Below are 20,535 nucleotides of genomic sequence, written 5' to 3'. Positions count from 1 at the left end.
AGTCAATGCTTGTGTCGCCTGACACTCCGCTATCGCGAGCAAGCTCGCTCCCACAGGTTCCAAGTCTCCACGGACATTTTCTGAGCAGGACTTCATGACTCCCTTGCCCGCACCTTTGCGCTGGTTGTATTCCCTTGAATGGCGCCGGGGTTTCTTCGACTGGGCGCGCAGCGATGGCGTGACCTGGGTCTATATTTTCAAGGTGCTGTTCGCGGCGTTCCTGACCCTGTGGCTGGCCATGCGTCTGGAGTTGCCGCAACCGCGCACGGCGATGATCACCGTGTTCATTGTCATGCAACCACAAAGCGGCCAAGTATTCGCCAAGAGTTTCTATCGCTTCCTCGGCACCTTGGCGGGCTCGGCGGTGATGGTCGCGCTGATTGCCTTGTTCGCCCAAAACACCGAGCTGTTCCTTGGTTCGCTGGCGATTTGGGTGGGCATCTGCTCGGCCGGCGCGGCGCGGTATCGCAACTTCCGCGCCTACGGTTTCGTGCTCGCCGGATACACCGCGGCGATGGTCGGTTTGCCCGCATTGGCCCACCCGGACGGCGCGTTCATGGCCGCTGTGTGGCGGGTGCTGGAAATCTCTCTGGGGATTATTTGCGCCACGCTGGTCAGCGCCGCGATCCTGCCGCAAACCGCCAGCGCCGCGATGCGCAACGCCTTGTATCAGCGCTTCGGCGTGTTCGCATTGTTTGTCACCGATGGTTTGCGCGGTCGCAGCAAACGGGAGGCTTTCGAGGCGAGCAACGTGCGCTTCATCGCCGAGGCCGTGGGGCTGGAAGGGTTGCGCAGCGTCACCGTGTTCGAAGACCCGCACATGCGTCGGCGCAACGGTCGGCTCAGTCGTTTGAACAGCGAGTTCATGGGCATCACTACGCGCTTCAACGCCCTGCACCAATTGCTTGAACGCTTGCGCAGCAGCGGCACCGATCACGTGGTCGCGGCGATCAAACCGGGTTTGCAGGACCTCGCCGAACTGCTTGATGGCTTCAGCGGCCGTGCCCTGACCAACGCCGATGCGGGGCGTCTGGTCATCGCACTGACCGCCTATAAAGAAGGTCTGCCGGCGCGCGTTCGCAGCTTGCGAGCAACCTTTCAGGGGAGCAATCCGAGCGACGCCGAGCAGCTGGATTTTCACACTGCCTACGAATTGCTCTATCGCTTCGTCGATGACTTGCACAGCTATGCACAGACCCACGCGTCCCTGGCTGATCACAGCCATGCGCGCGAGCTTTGGGATGAGCCGTTCACCCCGCAAACCAACTGGATGGCGTCGGCCGCTTCGGGTATTCGCGCGGCGTTCATTCTTGTCGTTCTGGGCAGCTATTGGGTCGCCACCGCGTGGCCCAGCGGTGCGACCATGACGCTGATCGCCGCCGCAACCGTGGGCCTTTCAGCGGCGACACCGAATCCAAAACGTATGGCGTTTCAGATGGCGTGCGGGACGTTCCTCGGGGCACTGATTGGCTTCGTCGAGATGTTTTTCATCTTCCCCTGGATCGACGGTTTTCCGTTGCTCTGCGTGATGCTCGCGCCGGTGATCGTGCTGGGTTCGTTCCTGACTTCGCGGCCGCAATATGCGGGCGTAGGGCTCGGCTTGCTGATCTTCTTCAGCACCGGTTCGGTGCCGGACAACCTCACCGTTTACAACCTTTACGCCTTTATCAACGACTACATCGCCATGGTGCTCGGCATGCTGGTCTGCGCAGCCGCCGGGGCGATCATTCTGCCGCCCAACAGTCGCTGGTTGTGGTGTCGGCTGGAGCAGGATTTGCGCGGGCAAGTGGTGTACGCCATCAGCGGCAAACTCAAGGGTTTGGCGTCGAGTTTCGAAAGCAGCACCCGCGACCTGCTGCATCAGGCCTATGGTCTCGCGGCAGGGCAGCCGCAGGTACAACGGGACTTGCTGCGCTGGATGTTTGTGGTGCTGGAAGTCGGCCACGCGATCATCGAGTTGCGCAAGGAACAGGCGATTCTGCCGGTGCATCCGGCCTATGCCGAATCTCAACCCTGGCGTCAATCAATCAGGGTGATGGGCCGCTCGCTGGTGCGGCTGTTTCTGCAACCGAGCCAGAGCAATCTGGAGCGTGGATTGATTGCCGTCGATTACGCGATCAGCCGTGTGCAAGCCACCGACGAGCCTTTCGCGCCGCACTTCGACACCTCGGCCCTGCGTCGGGTGAAGAGCTACCTGCACTTCATCCGCACCTCGTTGCTGGACCCGCAATCACCGCTCGCCGGCTACATACATGCCAACGCCACCACCAAGCAGCAAGGACTTGAACATGCCTCGTGAAATCGCCTTCCACGGTGTGTACATGCCGACCATGACCCTGATGTTTTTTATCGCAGCGGTACTGGCCTGGGCACTGGACCGGTTCTTGTCCGGGTTCGATTTGTACCGCTTCTTCTGGCACCCGGCGCTGTTGCGCCTGAGTTTGTTTATCTGTCTGTTCGGCGCTCTGGCGCTGACTGTTTACCGTTGACTCTCTACCACTGACTCTCTATCACTGAAGAAGGCCCTGATGAAAAAGCTGTTCAGCCTGCTCGCCACTCTGTTGGTGCTGGCCCTTGCGATATGGATCGGCCGGACCCTCTGGGTGCATTACATGGACACGCCGTGGACTCGCGACGGCCGGGTGCGCGCTGACATCATCAACGTGGCGGCGGACGTCACCGGAGAAGTGGTGGACGTGCCGGTGCGTGATAATCAATGGGTGAAGAAGGGCGATTTGCTGATGCAGATCGACCCTGAGCACTACCGCATCGCGGTCAAACAGGCACAGACGCTGGTGGCCTCACGCAAGTCGACGTGGGAGATGCGCAAGGTTAATGCCCACCGCCGCGCCGACATGGACAACTTGGTGATCTCCAGGGAAAACCGCGACGACGCCAGCAACATCGCTGACTCGGCACAGGCCGATTACCAGCACGCTCAGGCGCAACTGGAGGCCGCCGAACTGAACCTCAAACGCACCGAAGTGCGGGCGGCGGTGGACGGCTATGTGACCAACCTCAATGTGCATCGCGGCGATTACGCGCGCATCGGCGAAGCGAAAATGGCCGTGGTCGATATGAACTCGTTCTGGGTCTACGGCTTCTTCGAAGAAACCAAATTGCCCCACGTGCGGGTCGGCGATAAAGCCGACATGCAGTTGATGAGCGGGGAAGTGCTGAAGGGGCATGTGGAGAGTATTTCTCGCGGTATCTACGACCGTGATAACCCGGAAAGTCGCGAGTTGATTGCAGACGTCAACCCGACCTTTAACTGGGTGCGGTTGGCGCAGCGGGTGCCGGTGCGGATTCACATTGATGAAGTGCCGGAGGGTGTGCTGTTGGCGGCGGGGATTACTTGTACCGTGGTTGTTAACTGACCGTAAGACCGAGTCGCCTGCATCGCGAGCTTGCTCGCGATGCAGGCACCACGGTCTCACTCCTTGCAAAACGTCTCATGCAAATGCCGCCAGATCACCTTGCCATTCGCCTGCTTCTCAAACACCACCGTCGATCGCCGATCAGAGTGCAACCCCGTCGCATCGGTCTGCTGCTCGCGATAACTCACCGTCGCGCCACCGTCGGACAGAGCGATGCCACGCAATTCGCTGAGCTCAATTCTGAACCCGAGCTTCTTCCCGCCCGCCATCAGAAACAACTCATTCAGCGCCTCAAAATCCAGCACCCGCCCCAATGGCGAGATCATGGAAAACTGCGGCGAAAAACGTGTCAGCAGTTGTTCAAGCTCTGACGCGTCCCGTTCCTCGGCCAGCCACTGCTCGATGACAATGTGGGCCTGGATCACTTCGTCAAAGTATTCGGTGTAGTCGGTCATGGGAGCTGCCCCTTTAATCCAAACCGCTTCATTAATCCCGCTTCCAGCCAGGCTTTAGGCAACAACCCCGCCAACAACGGCAACGCCCGACTGCCATTGCCGAGACGAATCAGGCGCGGTGGTTTGCTCTGCTGCACAGCTTTGAGCAAATCCTCTGCAAACTCCTTGGCTGGCGTCGGCTTGTCCTGAGAGGCCTTGGCCCGCGCGCGAATACCTTCACGCAACGGAAACCACGGCGATTGTTCGGTGATCAACTGCTCAGCCTCGTGACCGGCATTCTTGGCAAAACTGGAGGCGATAGCGCCCGGCTGGACTTCCATGACCCGCACGCCAAACGGCGCCAGTTCCATACGCAGCGCATCGGTCAAGGCATGCACTGCCGCTTTCGAGGCGCAGTAGGCGCCGGCGAATGGCGTGACCAAAACCCCGGACACGCTGCCGATGTTCACCACCAGACCCTTGGCGCGGCGCAGCACCGGGAACAGGGCACGGGTGACGCCAACGATGGCGAACACATTGGTTTCGAATTGCCGCTGCATGGCCGGCACACCGCCGTCCAGCAACGGCCCCATGGCGCCGTAACCGGCGTTGTTGATCAGCACGTCGAGGCCGCCATGTTGCTGGTTGATCCGCTCGCTCAAGTGCTCGAGTGCCGCACCGTCGTTGACGTCCAGTTGCACGGCGGTGAACCCGGCAGCGGCCAGAACCACCACATCTTCAGCCTTGCGGGCGCTGGCCCAGACTTCGTAACCGGCATTTTTGAACACCTCGGCGAGGGCGCGGCCAATGCCGCTGGAACAACCGGTAATCAACGCAACGGGCATGGCGCGGTCCTTGTGCAAAAAGAGGAAGGGGGTTAGTCGGAGAAACTACCCTGCAAACGCTCGGCGCGAAACTCCAGTGTTTGCGGGCGATAGCCAGGGCGCAACGGCGGCAGAGGCAAACAGTCTTCCCAATTTGCGCCGGCCTGCAGTTCACCGGGGCCGCGATAGCGCGGTGCGGCGTATTGATTGTCGGCCAGATTGACCGTGTCGCCCGGCGCATAGGCTGCGATGCGCCAGCGTAGTTCGGTCAGCGGCACGTCGTTGCCGTTGTTCATTTTCAGTTGCAGTGGACGATCGGTCGGGCACTGTTCGGGCGCATAAGTGATGCGCAGCTCGAGGCGTGCCAGTTGCTTGACCTCGCGGTTGTCCACCCAGATCACCCATGTCGCCACAAGGCCCAACCCAAGGGCCGCCGCCACAGAGACGGGCAATGCCTTGGCCGGGTAGCGCAGTAACAAAATCAGCCAGGTGATGACCAGCAGGACGCCGATGAACATGTTTGAACGCTCCTTGAACTCATGACCACCATCCTACCGAAGGGTCGAAGGAATGGACATTCGTCGATCAAGGTCCTTTGCCGTTGGTCGGCACTGTAATTTCTGACAGTAGCCTTTGCATGCTCCCGAACGGTTAGATGACCGCTGGCAAACAGGAACGCCACCGGCATGCAGGCCTTGACGATGGGAATGCACCACAAAACACCCAGACTGTCGGCTATCGACCCGCGTGGTCTGCCGATCCGCTCGGTTGATTATTGGCGCGAGGTCGAAAATGTTCCCACTCAGGCGCGTATCAACCGTACCTTTTACGATTGCGCAGGACGCGCGGTTGAACAGTGGGATCCGCGGCTTTGGGCGCTGAAACAAGAAGAGCCGCTGGCGCCCGCCAACCTCATGACGGTGTTTTCGCTGTCGGGTAACGCGCTGTTCACTGACAGTGTCGATGCCGGTTGGCAGCTCAACCTGTCAGGTCTGGGGAATGAGGTTTTGCTGGGATGGGACAGTCGAGGTACTCACCGTGAAGTCGAGTATGACGATCTGCTTCGTCCCGTTTCGGTGTTCGAGCAAGGAGGGACGGAGCCAAGCCGTTGTGTTGAACGCATGGCCTATGGCGATCCCGATCATAGCGAGCAGAACCAATGCGGGCAGTTGATCCGCCTTGACGACCCCGCCGGGACGGTGCTGTTCGAGGCATTTTCAATAACCCGCCAATGCGTGAAGCAAGTCCGTCACTTCACTCTGGAGCCTGTTATACCTGACTGGCCGGCGTTGGAAGCCGATCGCCAGCGCCTGCTTGAGCCGGGGGAGGGGGCCGCTTCGATGTGGAATTTCGGTCCGTTGAATGATGTGTTGGAAAAGATCGATGCCAAGCAAAACCGCCAGGACTTCCACCTGACCCTTGACGGTCGCTTGCGTGAGAGTCGCCTGCAACTTCAGGGACAGACCACATGGCAAACGCTGGTCAGCGATATCCAGTACAACGCCGAGGGGCAAGTGACGCACGAAACTGCCGGTAATGATGTAGAAACAACCCTCCTTTATCGCGCTGAAGACGGCTTGTTGATGGAGCGCCGGGCACACGACGCGAGTGCTCGGATGTTGCAGCATCTGATCTACGACTATGACCGGACGGGCAATGTCCTGAGCATCGAGGACAAGGCATTGCCGGTGCGTCACTTCGCCAACCAACGTATCGAACCGATCAGTCGCTTTAGCTACGACAGCCTTTACCAATTGATCGAGGCCTTTGGCTGGGAGGCGGGGACTGCGAATCAGGGACCGGCCTCAGTGGGACGGGTCGATCCGGCAGCAGTCAGCAACTACCACCAGGTCTTCAGCTATGACCAGAGCGGCAATTTGCTGAAGCTAATCCATGTAGGCGCCCAAAACCACGGGCGCGACCTGCAAGCCGCCCGCTTCAGCAACCGTTGCCTGCCCTGGCGCAACGGTGTGCCGCCCGGCGAAGACGAAATCGCGGCTGCGTTCGACGCCAAAGGTAATTTGCTGGAGCTGGATCCGGGCCGCTTTCTGATGTGGGATCTGCGTAACCAGTTGCAGTCGGTCAGCCCGGTGGAGCGCACCTCCGGGGACAATGACTGGGAGTCCTATGTCTACGATGGCGGGGGGCAGCGCGTGCGCAAAATCCGCTCACTGAATACCAATGCCCGAACCGTGGCGGCTGAAGTGCGTTACTTGCCGGGACTGGAAATTCGCACCGACAGTGGCACCGGGAAAGTGCTACAGGTCATCACCGCGCAGGCCGGGCTCAATAGTGTGCGGGTGCTGCATTGGGAAACCGATCCGCCGTCCGGCGTGACCAACGATCAGTACCGCTACAGCCTGGTTGATCATCTGAACTCCTGCACGCTGGAGCTCGCCGACGATGCGCGAATCATCAGTTGGGAAACTTATCATCCCTTTGGTACAACAGCTTGGTCTGCCGGCCCGAACGCCACTGATGGGGATTACAAAACCGTTCGGTATTCGGGTAAGGAGCGAGATGCGACGGGGCTTTACTACTATGGATTTCGGTACTACATCCCTTGGTTGCAGCGGTGGCTGAATCCTGATCCGGCGGGGGTTGTGGATGGTCTCAATCTTTATCGAATGGTCCGTAACAGCCCGTTGACGTTTTTTGACGAGTTGGGAAAGGAGCCGCAGTCCAAGTCGTCATTGACCAGCGCGACCGGTATTTTTGATACGTACAAGGAGGGCTACAGCGATACGGATAGGAATCTTCCCTTCAAAATGATGGCCGATATCACCGATAACAAACTGAATTTCAAAACAGCAAAAGCGTCACCCGGGATGCTTGAAAAGACTCAAACCAAGCGCTTTACATTGAGGCACTACTCCGTTGCCGGAAGTAAAGGCGATGCACCACCCTTTATGGAGATAGCGTCAAACTTTTCGTTGGTCCATAAAAACGTAAAGACGTTGGGTGGGAAAGGTGGGAATACAAACGAGAAGGACTGGACGAAGGCAGGAAATAGCGCTTTTACCTTCTTTCTTCTGGCAGTAGACGGTGAGGTTAACGAACGCAGGTTCCTTAACTCAATGACTCATTTCGCCGAATACGATATTGAGGATGACAAGGCGATGGAGGCTGGTTTGGGGACAGGTTTCAAAGATGTGGAGTTTTTTGCTTCCCCTGATGTACTGGACCCCAAGCATTCCTCGAATCTGGCTACTGTTCCAATGGTGAAAGGGCGATTGAAAGATTTGAAGTCTCTGCTGTTGGGTAATTCAGGAATTTCTCCCGTACAACTAGGAAGAATGGATTCGCGTTCGTTGCTCAATAGTATTGATGGTGCGTTTGGGGGAAGTCTCGAGATCAAGATACCGGGTACGATAAAAGTTAAAACGTGGAATAAAAAAACAACAACGTCGTCCGTTGGGAAAATGGCAGCATGATCGTGCAAAAAAGCCCCCACCCAACCCGCTGCGGATAGGGAAAACGCAGCGAGTTGGACGGGGGCTTCTTGTGTTACAGGTCAATTACCGCGCGATGGTTTTCACCGATATGCCGCGCTCGATCGGGTTAGAGCGACCGTAGATATCTTCAAACCGCTCGATATCGTCTTCGCCCAGGTAGCTGCCCGATTGCACTTCGATGATTTCGAGTGGAATCTTGCCCGGGTTGCGCAGACGGTGGACCGAGGCGATCGGGATGTAGGTCGACTGGTTTTCCGTCAGCAGGAACACGTTTTCGTCGCAGGTCACTTCAGCCGTGCCGCTGACCACGATCCAGTGTTCGGCGCGGTGGTGGTGCATCTGTAGCGACAGGCACGCGCCCGGTTTGACCGAGATGCGCTTGACCTGGAAGCGGCCGCCCATGTCCACCGAGTCGTAGGAGCCCCACGGGCGATAGACTTCGCAGTGGGTCTGGGTTTCGCTGCGGCCTTGTCCGTTGAGGGTGTTGACCATCTGTTTCACGCCTTGGACCTTGTCCTTGTGGGCGATCATCATGGCGTCCTTGGTTTCGACGACCACAATGTTTTCCAGGCCGATCACCGCCACCAGTTTGCCGTTGCCATGGATCATGCAGTTTTTGCTGTCCTGGATGACCACGTCGCCTTTGGTGACGTTGCCGTTGGCGTCTTTTTCATTCACTTCCCACAACGACGACCAGCAGCCAACATCGCTCCAGCCCGCAGTCAGCGGTACGACGCAGGCGCGCTGGGTTTTTTCCATCACCGAGTAGTCGATGGAATTGTCCGGGCAGCAAGCGAAGGTGGCGGCGTCGAAGTCGACGGTGTCGGCATCCTGTTTGCTGCGCTCAAGGGTCAGGAGGCAGGTGTCGTAGATGTCCGGATCATGCTTTTTCAACTCTTCGAGGAAACGGCTGGCGCGGAACAGAAACATACCGCTGTTCCAGAAGTAACCGCCGGACTCGACGAATTCGGTGGCGCGCTTCACGTCCGGTTTTTCGACGAAATGCGAGACGCGGCTGACGCCTTCCGGCAGCAGCGAATCATTGGTCGACTTGATGTAGCCATAGCCGGTTTCCGGTTTGGTGGCCGGTACGCCGAACAGCACCATTTCGCCGTTTTCTGCAGCGACGGTGGCCAGGGCCAGCGCGCGTTGCAGGGCTTTCTGGTCGTCCAGCACGTGGTCGGCCGGCAGTACCAGCATCAACTCGTCGCGACCTTCGTTGACCAGCATCATCGCGGTCAGCGCCACTGCCGGAGCGGTGTTACGGCCGAAGGGTTCCATCAGGATGCGCTGGGTGTCCAGGTTACGGGCGCTCAGCTGTTCGTTGACGATGAAGCGGTGGTCCTTGTTGCAGACCACGATCGGGGTGTCCATGCCATCGAACACCAGGCGTTCCAGGGTTTGCTGGAACAGCGTGTGTTCGCCGGTCAGGGCGAGAAATTGCTTGGGGAATTGCTTACGCGAAAGCGGCCAAAGACGTGAGCCGCTACCACCTGACAAGATCACCGGAATCATGTTGTTACTCCTTGAAAATCGTATGGGTCAGAGCTACTGCGTTCTGTCGTTTCACTCTTGTTCTTATTCCGTGTCCTGTAGGAGCGAGGCTTGCCCGCGAAAGGGATCACGCGGCTCATCTGTTGCACCGCGTTATCGTTCTTCGCGGGCGAGCCTCGCTCCTACAGGCAAAATGATTAGCGCGTCGAAACCGGGCGTTTTACCCAGACTGGTGCCAGGCTGCTGCCGGTACCGGTGACGTACAACACGGCGGCTTCACCACGTTCCAGGGCAACCGGTTTCACGTCGCCGACTTTCTTGTCGCCATCGTATAGAGCCAGGCTGACTTTCACCGGGTTGATTTCACGCTCGCCACGGCCCTTGGCGGCCACGGTCGGGACCACTTCGGTCTTGCCGTCAGCGGTTTTCAGGGTCAGGGCCTTGTCGCTGAGGTTCTGCACGCGAACCAGGGATTTCTGCTTGTTCTTGAACGGCGGTTCTTCGATCAGTTGCGGCGCGCCGCTGGCGTTGTTGACCAAGGTGTAATAGTGATCACCGGCCAGTTTCACCGGCAGCGTCTGGCTGCCGACCTTGGCGCTGTAATCGCCGCCCGGCATGAAGCTGAAGTCACTGCTGGACAGCGGTGCGACTTCGCTCAGGTTGGTAGTACCGACGGTGGCGCTGACTTCAGCGTTACCGGCGTTGTAGATACGCACGAAGCTTGAGCCTTTCGGTGCGGTCGGGCCGTAGAGTGCGGCGTCGCCAGCGAAGGCGGACATCGACAGAACGCTCATGCCAGCGACGAGTGCGACTGCTTTTAAGGAGCGAGCGGCGAGACGGCGAGGAGTAGTAGTGAAAGTCATGGAAGTACCTCTCTCTTTCAGTTTTGCGCCCGGTCGGGCGTCTCGGATTTAGTGTTTGCGGCTACGTTTTGTTGGCGAACGCCGGCTTCTTTGAGCTCTGCGACCCACTGCGGGTCGGCGTCACCGATATCGTTGTTCACAGGCAGATAACGTTCAGGAAACTCCCAGATCAGCACCTGTGGCGGGCTGTTCTTGAAAGCATCACTTTTCAGGTAGGTGAGCATCGGCAGAATCGGGCCGTGGCCGTCTTCGGCGTAATTGACCACGTCGCTGTTCAGCGCTTGTTTCAGCGCACCGACGAAGTTCCAGTTGGGGTTGGCGCTGTAGCTGGTGCCGATCAGGGCCACCGGCACTTCAGTGTTGGCGAACAGGGCGTCATCACCGGCAGGCTGGTCTTGCGCCGCAACGGTATTGCGCTTCTGCAACGGCTCTGGCTTCGGCATCAGGTTTTCGAACAGCGGGTCCAGCGGCAGGAACAAGCGCAGGTCGCCCTTGTGAGTCACCTTCTCCGCAGGTTCAGTGACGAAGTGTTGCGGCTCGCCGCTCAGCGGGTATTTATCGGTAATGGATTTCGCCAGGGTCTCGGCGGCGATTTGCGCGCCTTCCGGGGTCCAGTGGGTGTCGGTGCGCAGGAACACTTGCTGACCGTCCAGTTTGCCCTTTAGCAGCGGACCGAACAGGTCGGGAGCGAGTACGTTGTTGGCCGCCACATGAGCGTGGAAGTCCTCATAAAGGTTGGCGTGGATGCTCGAAGGCTTCACTTCACCCAGGTGTTCCGGGTACAGGCGAGTCTTGGCCGGCACAATCGCCATGACCAGTTTCACGCCTTTCGCTTTCAGTTCCTGGCGCACGCCTTCGACCAGCGCGTAGTTGCCTTGCAGGTTCAGCTCTTCGTTTACGATCGGGTTGAATTCCTCATCGCTGTACAACCACTGATCGCGACCGAGCACAACGCCCGGACGACCTTCGTTGAACAGTTTGAAATCCAGCGCAGCCCAAAGGTTGGTGCCCAGACGCTTGATCGGGAACTCGTCGTCGTAATGCGTCTCCACAGCTTTGCTCCAGCGGCCGTTGAGCACCGTCGTTTCGGCGCTGGTGTTAAAGCCGAAGAAACTGCGCGTGGACCACACGCCCAGCACCAGCAGGGTCAGCAGGAACAAGGCGATGTAGAGGATGCGTAATGAGCGGGTCATAGTCAGATCCCTCAGAACTGGAAGTAAAGGAACGGCGAGAAGCTTTGCGCCGAGAGTTTGAAAATCGAGGCGATGAACAACACCAGTACCAGCGTGCGCATCACGTAACGGGACCAGTCAGCGGTCCAGTAGGCCGGTTGCACGGTCGCTTCAACGCCAACGGTGTAGCCAGGTTCGTGGATGCTGCCCGGGTTGTCGCCCGGTACGGCTTTGATCATTCCAGGCGTCGCGGTGGCCGGGCCATCGGCCTCGACGTTCACCACAGGCTTGGTCTTTTCAGGCGGCAGGTTGGTGTAGAAATCACGAATACCGAAGAACGCCAGGGTGACGTAAGCCACCACCAGCGTCGCCACTTGCAGGCCGGTGAGGCTGGCCTGGTTGAGTTCCGACAGTGACCATTCACCGAAGCTGAACATCGCACCGTACATACGACCGGCGACATGCAGGTTTTCCGAGCGGAAGATCACCCAGCCCATGACCACGAGCAGGAAGGTCAGCGCCCAACGGATCGGGTTGATGCTGCGCGGCGACGTGTTCAGGCCGAGGGCTTTTTCGATTGCCAGCCACATGCCGTGCCAGGCGCCCCAGACGATGTACGTGATGTTCGCGCCGTGCCACAGACCACCCAGCAACATGGTCAGGAACAGGTTGCGATAGGTCATCAGCGTACCTTTGCGGTTACCGCCCAGCGTGATGTACAGGTAGTCACGCAGCCAGGTGGACAGGCTGATGTGCCAGCGACGCCAGAACTCGGTGATCGACTGGCTGATGTACGGCTGTTTGAAGTTTTCCATGAAGCGGAAACCCATCATCAAGCCCAGACCGATCGCCATGTCGCTGTAACCGGAGAAGTCGAAATACAGCTGCGCGGTGTAGGCCAGGGCGCCGAGCCAGGCGTCGCCCGTGGTCGGGTTCTGCAAGGCGAAGCAATGGTCGGCCACCACCGCGAGAGTGTCGGCGATGAAAACCTTCTTGATGAAACCCTGCATGAACCGCGTGGCACCCTCGGAGAACTTGTCGAGGGTGTGAGTGCGGTTGTTGAACTGGTCGGCGAGGTCGCGAAAACGCAACACGGGACCCGCGATCAGGTGCGGGAAGATCGCCACGAAGGCGGCAAAGTCGATCAGGTTACGGGTCGCCGGCGTGTCGCCACGGTAGACGTCGATGATGTAGCTGATGGACTCGAAGATGTAGAACGAGATCCCGATCGGCAACAGCACGTGGGTCAGGATGAACGGCGACAAACCGACCGAGGTCATCATCGCGTTGATGCTGTCGACGCCGAAGTTGGCGTACTTGAAGTAGCCGAGAATGCACAGGTCGACGCCCACGCCCAGGAGCAACCAGCGCTGTGCCGGTTTGGTCCGAACGCCTGCGGCACCGACTTTGAGGCCGATCCAGTAGTTCCACAACGTGACGGCTGCGAACAGCGCAAGGAAGTCCACACGCCACCAGGCATAGAACACGTAGCTGGCGATCAGCAGCAGCAGGTTGCGATAGCGTATTCCGCTTAAGTAGTACATGCCGAGAAAGATCGGCAAGAACAAAAACAGGAACACGTTGGATGAAAATACCATCCCGGTCTCTCCATGTTTAACCAACAGTCAAGGGCCAACGGCCCCCCCAAACCCCCCACCGAAAAACCGGGGGATGTATTGCATTCAAAATCGCCGCGATCCCTTGTAGGAGCGAGGCTTGCCCGCGAAGGCGGAGTGTCAGTCGACATCATTGGTGGATGTCAGACCGCCTTCGCGGGCAAGCCTCGCTCCTACAAAGGGTTTTGCGTTTGGTTCTAGGAGCCTTTTTTGCCCTTCTCGTTCGCCGGGTCGTAGACCTTGGTCAGGTCACCCCCGAGGCGGAAGGTCTTGAACGGCTGCATCTCATGCTTTTTCTCAAGCACATCCGGCGAGCAGGTGTAGAGCGTGCAAAACGGTTCGAGCCAGGCGAATTTCGAGTCGACCTTGAGGTCGGTCATGTCCTGTTCTTTACCGTTCTTGCTCTCGAATTCTTCCGGGTCTTCGACACCCGCGAGCACTCGATCACCCAGGCGCTTCAATGCACCGTTGTTTTCCTGACGCAAGTCCACGCCGTTGACCTGGGCGAAACTGGCGATCATCGCCAGCGGCGGCAGGGCGTAGTTGTGATAGGCGAGGGCGCGTTGCTGGCGCTTGAGTTCGTTGGGCAGGAAACCCTGGGCGTCGATTTGATTGGCGCCGACCTTGAATTCCTTCACCGACCAGTCGAACAGGTCGCGGCGGTTGGTGGCGATGGAAGTCGCCATCACTGACCAGGCGGCCCAGTACGAGTGGTTGTTGGTTTGTTCCAGCGGCAGGTTGTCCCAGTCGCTGACCACTTGATCGGCCATTTTGTTGAACCAGGCCTCAATCAGTTGCGACTCTTGTTGATGGTTCGCCAACGGATGCGAGTCGGAAAACTTCAGGCGGATATAGGACGAGGCCATGCTGCCCAACGCCCATTTGCGCATGGACTTGCCGGTGTGGTTGAAGTCCTTGGACATCAACGCATCGGCCTTGGCCCAGGCGGTCAACCAATTCAGGGTGCATTCCAGCTGTTCCGGGCGACCGTCACGCATGTACTGCATCACGCGCTTGCTGGTGCCGCGCTCAATCTTGGTGATGTCGGCAGTCGTGTCACGGAAGGCTTTTTCCGATGCCTCGTTCAGGGTCGAACGGGCCTTGTCGGAACCTTCGTATTTGCTGCGAAATTGCAGGGCACCGGTGTACGGCGTCGGCATGGCGTCACAGCCTTCGCTCTTGTCGCCGGTTTTGACTTTTTCAATCGGCGCGAAGTATCCCTGTGGCGGACGCAGTGGCGCGGCGGCCTGGGTGGCCCCGGCGAACATCGCCAGCGTCAGCAGGGAGGGCGCGAGTAACTTTTTCAAAGTTCGGGTTTGCATATGAACCTCATTGCCCGGCCTGAGCGGTACGCTGCCCAGCGCCGGAGAACACGTTGCGTTTGCAGATTTTCGCTTCGACTTTCTGTGGCGCGGCACCTGCTTCAGGGCCCTGGACTTCGACGGCCAGCAGATTCTGCGAGGCCCAGTCTTCGTCCGTGCGCAACTCAAAGGCGAAACGCCCGTCGGTATCGGAGGTTTCCGGTTTCTCGATCTTGATGTCCTCGTGGCGACCGTTCATGTACCAGAGGGTGGCTTGCAGAGTTTTCACCGACGGATCGGCGAAGCGAATGTCAACCTGGTGGCTGCTGTTTTGCAGATTCAGGTTCTTGGTGTTGACCATCAATTCGTTCTTGCCCGGTTTCAACGTGGTGCTGCCAGTCATCTGTGCATCCTTTCCTTCGCAACCGTTGTCCAGCAGCGCCATCATCTGGCGGTAGATGGTTTCCTGGTCGAGGCGATAAAGCGGCGAGAATTCCCAGATCAGAATCTTCGGCGGCTTGGTCTGGAACTCTTCGCTGCCCAGGTACTGCAGCATTGAACCTTCCAGGCCACCACCGGGGAACGCCACGTTGAGGATATCGGCGCCGATGGCCTCTTCGAGGAAACCGGCAAAGTTGTAGTTCTTGCCACTGTGGCTGGTGCCGACCAGGGTGACTTCCGGATTGCCGGAATCACTGAACAGATCGCCATCAGCTGCCTCGCCTTTCGGCTCGGTGGTGAACTGATCCATGTACTGGGTCGCGTAGCTGGTGCCACAGAGTTGACCGGCCATATTGTGTAACGTTCCGGTCTTGCCCATGCGACCCGACTTATGGCTCTCGAATTCGCGTTTCGGCACGTCGGCAAAGGCCGGCATTTTCTTGATTTGTTCACCGACGATTTTCGCCGTGCGCTGGGCACCATAAGGCGTCCAGTGTTGGTCGCCGCGGAAGTAGAAGTCGTGGGCCTGCAGGGTCTCAGGCAGCGATTCGTTGGTCAGCGGCGACAGGTCCGGCACGGTGTAGCCCATGGCGGCGAAACGCCCGAGCATGGTCTTGTAGTTCTTCAAGGCCTTGTCGAAATCGAACTTGGCCTTGTCTTCCGGGTTGAGCTTGTTACGGTTCACAAGACCACGGGTCGGCTGGTAAACAACGACCAGTTCCACGCCTTTGCTCTTGAACGCGTCGTGCAGTTCTTTCATGCGTTTGTAGCCAGCGGGCGTGGTGTCGAACTCGGTGCGCAAGTCTTCTTGCGTACGGAATAGCCAATCGCCCTGGGCCTGCACCAGCGTGGTGAAGTTCTGCTGGTAACGCGTGGTGTAGTTCTTCGCGTCGTGCGCTTCCGGGCACAGGTTGCAGCACGGTTCGGCGTCGAAGCTGGGTGCTTTGGCTTCATCAGCACGAGCGCCAGCGCTGGCCGCGAGAATGCCGGCGGTCAGGGCCGACAGGCTGAGTAATTTGATCAAGTGTGAGTGCATAAAATTATCCTCAGTCCCGCATTTCGGTCTGGCGTTCGACAGGGTCGATCAGCACGGCTTTCTGCTGGCGTACCAGCAGGTCGAGAATTTCATCCTGGCGCTCGCCAAGAATCCCGTTGAAGCTGATGCCGCTGGATTTGGTCGGTGCAAGCATGGACACGCGATACAACTCGACGCTCAGCGGCGAGTCGATGGACAGTGGTCCGCTGCCGTTGCCGGCCAGTTCGCCGCCGACCACGATCAGGGACACCTGGGCGTCGAACGGGTCGAGCTTGATGTCACGGTCGGTGTCGCTCAGGTCCTTGATGTGCCCGTAGACACCGGTAAGGCCGTTTGCCATGGACAGGTTTTCGTAGAGGCGGATGTTCACGCTGTTACGAATCCGGATGCCGTGACGACGGTTGCTGATCACTTTGTTGCCCCACAGCAGGTTGTCGCCACTCTCGTAGAGGGTGATGCCGTCGGTGTGGTTCTTGTAGATCTCGTTGTAGGCGATCAGGTTGTTCACGCTGTTACGGTCGATCACCAGGCCCGACAACTTGTTGTCGTAGCTGCGGTTGTTGAAGATGAAGCTGTCGTTGACCTCACGGGAAATAATAATCCCGTGCTTCTTCTTGGTCCCGAACACCGTGTTGTCGGCGATGATCAGACCGTGGGAACGGTCATGCGGGTCAATGCCGTAGACGATGTTGTCTTTGTAGGTGTTGCCCTTGACCACAAAGTCGCGGGCTTCGTAACAGTAGAAGCCGTACCACATGTCCGAGAACTCGGAGCCGACGATCCAGCCGGTCGGTTCAGGGCGCTTGAGCACCTTGGCCATGTTCGGCGTGTACTGGGAAATACTCACGCCGTAAGACTTACTGTTGGCGTAGCCGAAACTGGCGATTTTGCTGTTGGCGATGTAGGTCTCGGTACCGCCCCAGGACAGCAGGAACGGACGGAAATCCTTCGGCGAGGTAAACGTTGCCGGGCCGTTGGTCTTCTCGCGCCAGCCAGTGATTTTGGTATCACGCACAAACAGCTGACCGTCGTTGACCAGGAACGAACCGGCCTCTTGGGACAGGCGCAATTCCTGGGTCTGCTTGTCGATTTCCAGAATGCCGTGTCTACCGACCACGATCGGCAACTTCGCCAGGAACACACCCGGCGAGGTTTCGCTGAAGTACTGCTTGGGCACCTTCTTGGCCAGATCCTTGAGGTTCATGTAGCCGTCGTCGACGAAGATGGCCTGCGGGATGCCGTGCTGACGCACCACCCATTCAGACATCTTGTTGTCGCCGCCGATGAAGTCCTTCAGCGCGTCTTCCTGCATCATCCGGCGCACGCTGATTTTGCCGGCCTTGGTGCGCACGATTTTCGCGGCGATGGCTTCGGCGGTGTAGCCGGACATGTCCGGCAGTTTCGGTTTGGCCAGCTCCAGCGGCGCAGTCGGTGCGCTGCTGACGGTGTAGGTCCTGGCCTGTTGCAACCCTTTGGCAATGGTCGCCGGTTGCCCTTTTTGAGCGGGCACGGCCGGCTCCACCGTGGCGAAGGCTGCCGTGCTGGCCAGCAACATCGCACCGGCCAGCAAGGTTATCGAGCCTCTCTTCGGACTGATCATGACAGGAACTCCCTTAGCCGTTCGCATCAGAAGCGCCAGATCACGTCGACAAACGCGCGGTGCATGTACGAGTCGACGCCTTTGCCATACGCATCGCCGGGCTTGAACACACCGCCACGCAAACGCACCAGGGCCGAAGGCTCATCGATCGATTGGCTCAAGGCTGCGGGCAGCAGGCCTTGCTTGAAGTACTTGGTGACGACCACGTCCATTTCCTGACCGAGGTCTTTGCTGCCATCTTCCAGCGGCAGGGACGTGCTGGAGAGCACCGCGCCGGTCACGTCGTCGGTGTCATTCTGGACGGCATTGATGCCGTTGCTGCCGACCGGCTTGTTGCCGTCGACGCGCCAGAATTTGTGGTAGATCACACTGGCGTCGTATTCGTCGTTGAGCATCCACGAGCCGAACAAGGTCGCGGACTGCATGTTGTTCGTTTCACCACGGAACGCTTCGCCGAAACGGTGAACCCGCGAGCGGGTACCGGTGTAGTTCGAACGGTTGCTTTGCAGGCCGTTCTGTTGGTAATCAGCGCTGGCACGGGCATAAGCTGCACCGACTTGCCATTGCGGATCGAGGCGCAGACGCACGCCGAGGTCGGTGGCCCAGCCATCAATGTTGCCGCTGGTTTTGGCTTGTGCCGGCGCGGAGCCATCGGCGTTCAACGGGTTGGCCTTGTCGCGGTCGCCGCTCATGCCGGTAACGCTGCCCCAGTAATTGACGGTGTTGGTGTTGCGCCAGTTGTAGGCATCGCTGTCGGCGGTGAGGCCGAGCCAGCTGATATCGCCATTCTCTTTCTTGTCCAGAGAATCGGCGGGAACACCCGGCTGCGCGATATCGAGCTTGCCGTCATCGTGGGTGTGGTGACCACGAATGCCAACCCAGTTGCCCGGGTTCCACTGGTACGCCGCGTCGGCGTAAGCGTGCAGGCGATCCTTGTCCTTGGGCGCGAGTTCGGTGAGATCGGTGCGGTATTCGCTGAAGCGCTCAGCAACACCGGCGTTGGCGCGCAACAAGGTGGTGTCGAAGGTCCAGTTCAGGGCTTCGATGTTGGTGTCGCGCCATTGGCCGTCGTCATTGCGCAGGCGCTGGCGACCGAGTTTGAGTATCTCGCCGGGGTAGGGCGTAAGGCCGCTGTAACCGACCCAGAACTCGCGCATCGCCAGGTAGTTTTTCTTGGTCTTGCGATCACCGTTGTCGGTGGCCTGGGTGCCGGCGCTGTCGGACTGCTGCAGGGTGTCGGTCTCGATGATGTCGGTGGACGTCACGGCCTGACCCATGGCATAGGCGCTCCACGCGCCGCTCTCGCCATAGACCCACGGACGCAAGTCGAGGCCGACGCCATTGACATCACCGCCCTTGGCAGTGCCGAGGTCGGCGTCGTCTTCGGACTGGGCGGTGACTTTCACGTCAAGGCCGTAGTTCTTGCTCTCAGTCAGGGCCGCCAGGGTCGGGCACGACCACAAGAGGGCGAATGACAGGCCAATACCAGCCTTAACGAATGGATTCAACTTCATAGGGATTCCTCGCCGTCTTTTTCTTCCAGGGCATGCAGTTCCAGCGTGTTCTGGCGCAAGGCACCACGAACGGCCTGTTCTTGTTTCAACAGGCGTTGGGCCTCGGCGAGCTGGGCAGGCGGCAGTTGGGCTTCGAGAGTTTGCGCAAGTTCAGTGGCTTGCGGGGTGTTCTGAGCCTTGGCCAATTGGCTGAAGACATAAGCGTTGAGCGGGTCGGGCCTGGTGCCCTTGCCTTGGGAGAACAGTTGGGCAATGGCGAAGTCGGCGCTGTTCTGGCCGTTACGCGCAGCCTTCAACAGGTGATCCAGCGCTTTCTGCGAATAGACCTTGCCCAGGTAACCACGGCGGTAGATCTGGCCGAGGTAGTAATCGGCGGCCACTTCCTTGTCGACAGCTTTCTGGAAATGTTCTTCGGCGACTTTGGCGTCGGCCGGCACCCATTTGCCTTCGTAGTAGAGCTTGCCCAGCAACAGTTCGGCTCGCGGCTGGTCAGCGGCGCGGCCGTTGTCCAGATACTTCATCATCGTGTCGACGTCGCCGAGTTCAGGAAAGTCGTAGAGCAATTGCGCCAGGCTGACCCAGGAAGCAGGGTAGGCGGGAGCGATGCCTTCGAGCAGCGACTGAGCCGTTTTCTCGTCGGTCTTGCCCAGACTCGCATCGCCCAATACACGGGCCACGCTGTCAATTCGTTGAGCAGAAACCGTGCCGCGGCTTTGAGCGGCCTGCATCTGCTTGATCAACTCGGCCTGTTGTTCTGGCTGGGCTTTTTTCTGATAGACCGTGGCCAGTTCGACGTAGCAGATGTCGGTGGTGTTCAACGCGGCTTTGCAGATGGTTTCCACTTCGTCCAGGTGCTGGTCGTAAGTGCCCTGGGTGCGATAGAGCAGCACTTGGGCGAGGCCCGCTTCCGGTTTGCCTTCGGCGCGCCATTGGCTGATCTGCTGTTGCGCGTTGACGTTCGGGAAACTGTGCGGGTATTGCAGGTACAGCATCGCCAGTGGGATCAGGGTGTTGCCTTCGCCATTGGCCGAGGCTTTTTTCAACAGGCCTTCGGCTTCGTGCTGTTCGGCTTCGGTGGAGCCGGGTTTGGCCACCAACAGACGACCCAGGCGAGCCTGAGCCCGTGGCGAGACGCCGGCCGCGGCGCGGTAAGTCGCTTCGGCACGCTTGATCTGCGCCGGGTCACGGCTGTCGACTTGAATATCGGCCAGGCCAACCTGTGCTTCGCTGTAGCCCAGGTCTGCCAGTTGCTGGTAATTCTGCGCCGCCAGCGAGGTATCACCGCGCTTGAGGGCTTCGTTGGCCAGACGCTGGTCGGGCAGGCCGGCGCATCCGGCCAGGGCGATTGCCATGGCCAGAGTCAGCGGGACTGGCAGGATTCTGAGTGGGCTAGTCACGGGCATGTCCT

General features: G+C 59.0%; 16 protein-coding genes. 4 read left to right on the top strand and 12 right to left on the bottom strand.

Features of this window, described 5'->3' with window-relative positions:
- The first annotated feature begins 94 nt into the window (after positions 1-94).
- From ACYZT0_RS20895 to ACYZT0_RS20885, 3 genes are read left to right on the top strand one after another with little or no spacing between them, the layout of a single operon-like run.
- Positions 95-2,299 carry an FUSC family protein gene (locus ACYZT0_RS20895; protein ID WP_462042811.1) on the top strand — a complete coding sequence of 735 codons (2,205 nt, stop codon included), beginning with the start codon at positions 95-97 and terminating at the stop codon, positions 2,297-2,299.
- Positions 2,289-2,489 carry a DUF1656 domain-containing protein gene (locus tag ACYZT0_RS20890; RefSeq protein ID WP_462042810.1) on the top strand — a complete coding sequence of 67 codons (201 nt, stop codon included), beginning with the start codon at positions 2,289-2,291 and terminating at the stop codon, positions 2,487-2,489. The genes ACYZT0_RS20895 and ACYZT0_RS20890 overlap by 11 nt, the downstream gene beginning before the upstream one ends.
- A gap of 39 nt (positions 2,490-2,528) precedes the next feature.
- Entirely contained in the window at positions 2,529-3,377 is an 849-nt protein-coding gene (locus ACYZT0_RS20885; RefSeq protein WP_462042809.1) for an efflux RND transporter periplasmic adaptor subunit, read from the top strand.
- A gap of 56 nt (positions 3,378-3,433) precedes the next feature.
- Here ACYZT0_RS20885 and ACYZT0_RS20880 read toward each other — a convergent pair whose 3' ends face one another.
- From ACYZT0_RS20880 to ACYZT0_RS20870, 3 genes are read right to left on the bottom strand one after another with little or no spacing between them, the layout of a single operon-like run.
- Positions 3,434-3,832, bottom strand: a complete 399-nt coding sequence (locus ACYZT0_RS20880; protein ID WP_462042808.1) for a DUF4440 domain-containing protein — start codon at positions 3,830-3,832, stop codon at positions 3,434-3,436.
- Complete coding sequence (locus tag ACYZT0_RS20875) at positions 3,829-4,656, bottom strand: SDR family oxidoreductase (RefSeq protein ID WP_462042807.1); 828 nt, start codon at positions 4,654-4,656, stop codon at positions 3,829-3,831. Before ACYZT0_RS20875 ends, ACYZT0_RS20880 begins: the two co-directional genes overlap by 4 nt.
- Positions 4,657-4,688: 32 nt before the next feature.
- Complete coding sequence (locus ACYZT0_RS20870; RefSeq protein WP_462042806.1) at positions 4,689-5,153, bottom strand: multidrug transporter; 465 nt, start codon at positions 5,151-5,153, stop codon at positions 4,689-4,691.
- Positions 5,154-5,321: 168 nt separating this feature from the next.
- On the opposite strand from ACYZT0_RS20870, the gene ACYZT0_RS20865 reads away from it, so the two are divergent.
- Positions 5,322-8,069 carry an RHS repeat domain-containing protein gene (locus tag ACYZT0_RS20865; protein ID WP_462042805.1) on the top strand — a complete coding sequence of 916 codons (2,748 nt, stop codon included), beginning with the start codon at positions 5,322-5,324 and terminating at the stop codon, positions 8,067-8,069.
- Between the two features lie 84 nt (positions 8,070-8,153).
- Here the strand turns inward: ACYZT0_RS20865 and ACYZT0_RS20860 are convergent, their stop codons facing one another.
- The 9 genes from ACYZT0_RS20860 to algK form a co-directional block, all read right to left on the bottom strand.
- Positions 8,154-9,605 (bottom strand): mannose-1-phosphate guanylyltransferase/mannose-6-phosphate isomerase, encoded by a 1,452-nt coding sequence (locus ACYZT0_RS20860; protein ID WP_462042804.1) that lies wholly within the window; start codon positions 9,603-9,605, stop codon positions 8,154-8,156.
- A 176-nt stretch (positions 9,606-9,781) separates the two neighbouring features.
- Complete coding sequence (locus tag ACYZT0_RS20855; protein ID WP_282375203.1) at positions 9,782-10,447, bottom strand: alginate O-acetyltransferase AlgF; 666 nt, start codon at positions 10,445-10,447, stop codon at positions 9,782-9,784.
- 17 nt (positions 10,448-10,464) lie between these two features.
- A complete protein-coding gene (locus ACYZT0_RS20850) occupies positions 10,465-11,640 on the bottom strand; it encodes an alginate O-acetyltransferase (RefSeq protein ID WP_462042803.1) in 1,176 nt (391 codons plus the stop codon).
- An 11-nt stretch (positions 11,641-11,651) separates the two neighbouring features.
- The gene (locus ACYZT0_RS20845) at positions 11,652-13,217 is read right to left on the bottom strand and encodes an MBOAT family O-acyltransferase (RefSeq protein ID WP_462042802.1); all 1,566 of its coding nucleotides are present in this window, start codon (positions 13,215-13,217) and stop codon (positions 11,652-11,654) included.
- A 215-nt stretch (positions 13,218-13,432) separates the two neighbouring features.
- Positions 13,433-14,557, bottom strand: coding sequence for a mannuronate-specific alginate lyase (locus ACYZT0_RS20840; RefSeq protein WP_462042801.1), 1,125 nt, complete (start codon positions 14,555-14,557; stop codon positions 13,433-13,435).
- 7 nt (positions 14,558-14,564) lie between these two features.
- A complete protein-coding gene (locus tag ACYZT0_RS20835) occupies positions 14,565-16,013 on the bottom strand; it encodes an alginate O-acetyltransferase (RefSeq protein WP_462042800.1) in 1,449 nt (482 codons plus the stop codon).
- Positions 16,014-16,023: 10 nt separating this feature from the next.
- Positions 16,024-17,613: a mannuronan 5-epimerase AlgG gene (algG, locus tag ACYZT0_RS20830; protein ID WP_462042799.1), complete on the bottom strand. Its 1,590-nt coding sequence runs from the start codon at positions 17,611-17,613 to the stop codon at positions 16,024-16,026.
- A 26-nt stretch (positions 17,614-17,639) separates the two neighbouring features.
- Positions 17,640-19,127, bottom strand: coding sequence for an alginate export family protein (locus ACYZT0_RS20825; RefSeq protein WP_462042798.1), 1,488 nt, complete (start codon positions 19,125-19,127; stop codon positions 17,640-17,642).
- Positions 19,124-20,530: an alginate biosynthesis TPR repeat lipoprotein AlgK gene (algK, locus tag ACYZT0_RS20820; RefSeq protein WP_462042797.1), complete on the bottom strand. Its 1,407-nt coding sequence runs from the start codon at positions 20,528-20,530 to the stop codon at positions 19,124-19,126. The genes ACYZT0_RS20825 and algK overlap by 4 nt, the downstream gene beginning before the upstream one ends.
- Positions 20,531-20,535: the final 5 nt, after the last annotated feature.

It is taken from the genome of Pseudomonas sp. ZS1P83, from assembly GCF_054897825.1.
Note: the sequence above shows the minus strand (reverse complement) of the source record. Positions and strands in the feature narration are given on the sequence as shown.

Excerpts from the sequence above, each read along its gene's own strand:
- ACYZT0_RS20855 (WP_282375203.1), bottom strand. The coding sequence starts at position 10,447 with ATGACTTTCACTACTACTCCTCGCCGTCTCGCCGCTCGCTCCTTAAAA.
- ACYZT0_RS20875 (WP_462042807.1), bottom strand. The coding sequence starts at position 4,656 with ATGCCCGTTGCGTTGATTACCGGTTGTTCCAGCGGCATTGGCCGCGCC.
- ACYZT0_RS20885 (WP_462042809.1), top strand. The coding sequence starts at position 2,529 with ATGAAAAAGCTGTTCAGCCTGCTCGCCACTCTGTTGGTGCTGGCCCTT.
- ACYZT0_RS20880 (WP_462042808.1), bottom strand. The coding sequence starts at position 3,832 with ATGACCGACTACACCGAATACTTTGACGAAGTGATCCAGGCCCACATT.
- algG (WP_462042799.1), bottom strand. The coding sequence starts at position 17,613 with ATGATCAGTCCGAAGAGAGGCTCGATAACCTTGCTGGCCGGTGCGATG.
- ACYZT0_RS20840 (WP_462042801.1), bottom strand. The coding sequence starts at position 14,557 with ATGCAAACCCGAACTTTGAAAAAGTTACTCGCGCCCTCCCTGCTGACG.
- ACYZT0_RS20865 (WP_462042805.1), top strand. The coding sequence starts at position 5,322 with ATGCAGGCCTTGACGATGGGAATGCACCACAAAACACCCAGACTGTCG.
- ACYZT0_RS20845 (WP_462042802.1), bottom strand. The coding sequence starts at position 13,217 with ATGGTATTTTCATCCAACGTGTTCCTGTTTTTGTTCTTGCCGATCTTT.
- ACYZT0_RS20835 (WP_462042800.1), bottom strand. The coding sequence starts at position 16,013 with ATGCACTCACACTTGATCAAATTACTCAGCCTGTCGGCCCTGACCGCC.
- ACYZT0_RS20870 (WP_462042806.1), bottom strand. The coding sequence starts at position 5,153 with ATGTTCATCGGCGTCCTGCTGGTCATCACCTGGCTGATTTTGTTACTG.
- ACYZT0_RS20825 (WP_462042798.1), bottom strand. The coding sequence starts at position 19,127 with ATGAAGTTGAATCCATTCGTTAAGGCTGGTATTGGCCTGTCATTCGCC.
- ACYZT0_RS20890 (WP_462042810.1), top strand. The coding sequence starts at position 2,289 with ATGCCTCGTGAAATCGCCTTCCACGGTGTGTACATGCCGACCATGACC.
- ACYZT0_RS20860 (WP_462042804.1), bottom strand. The coding sequence starts at position 9,605 with ATGATTCCGGTGATCTTGTCAGGTGGTAGCGGCTCACGTCTTTGGCCG.
- ACYZT0_RS20895 (WP_462042811.1), top strand. The coding sequence starts at position 95 with ATGACTCCCTTGCCCGCACCTTTGCGCTGGTTGTATTCCCTTGAATGG.
- ACYZT0_RS20850 (WP_462042803.1), bottom strand. The coding sequence starts at position 11,640 with ATGACCCGCTCATTACGCATCCTCTACATCGCCTTGTTCCTGCTGACC.
- algK (WP_462042797.1), bottom strand. The coding sequence starts at position 20,530 with ATGCCCGTGACTAGCCCACTCAGAATCCTGCCAGTCCCGCTGACTCTG.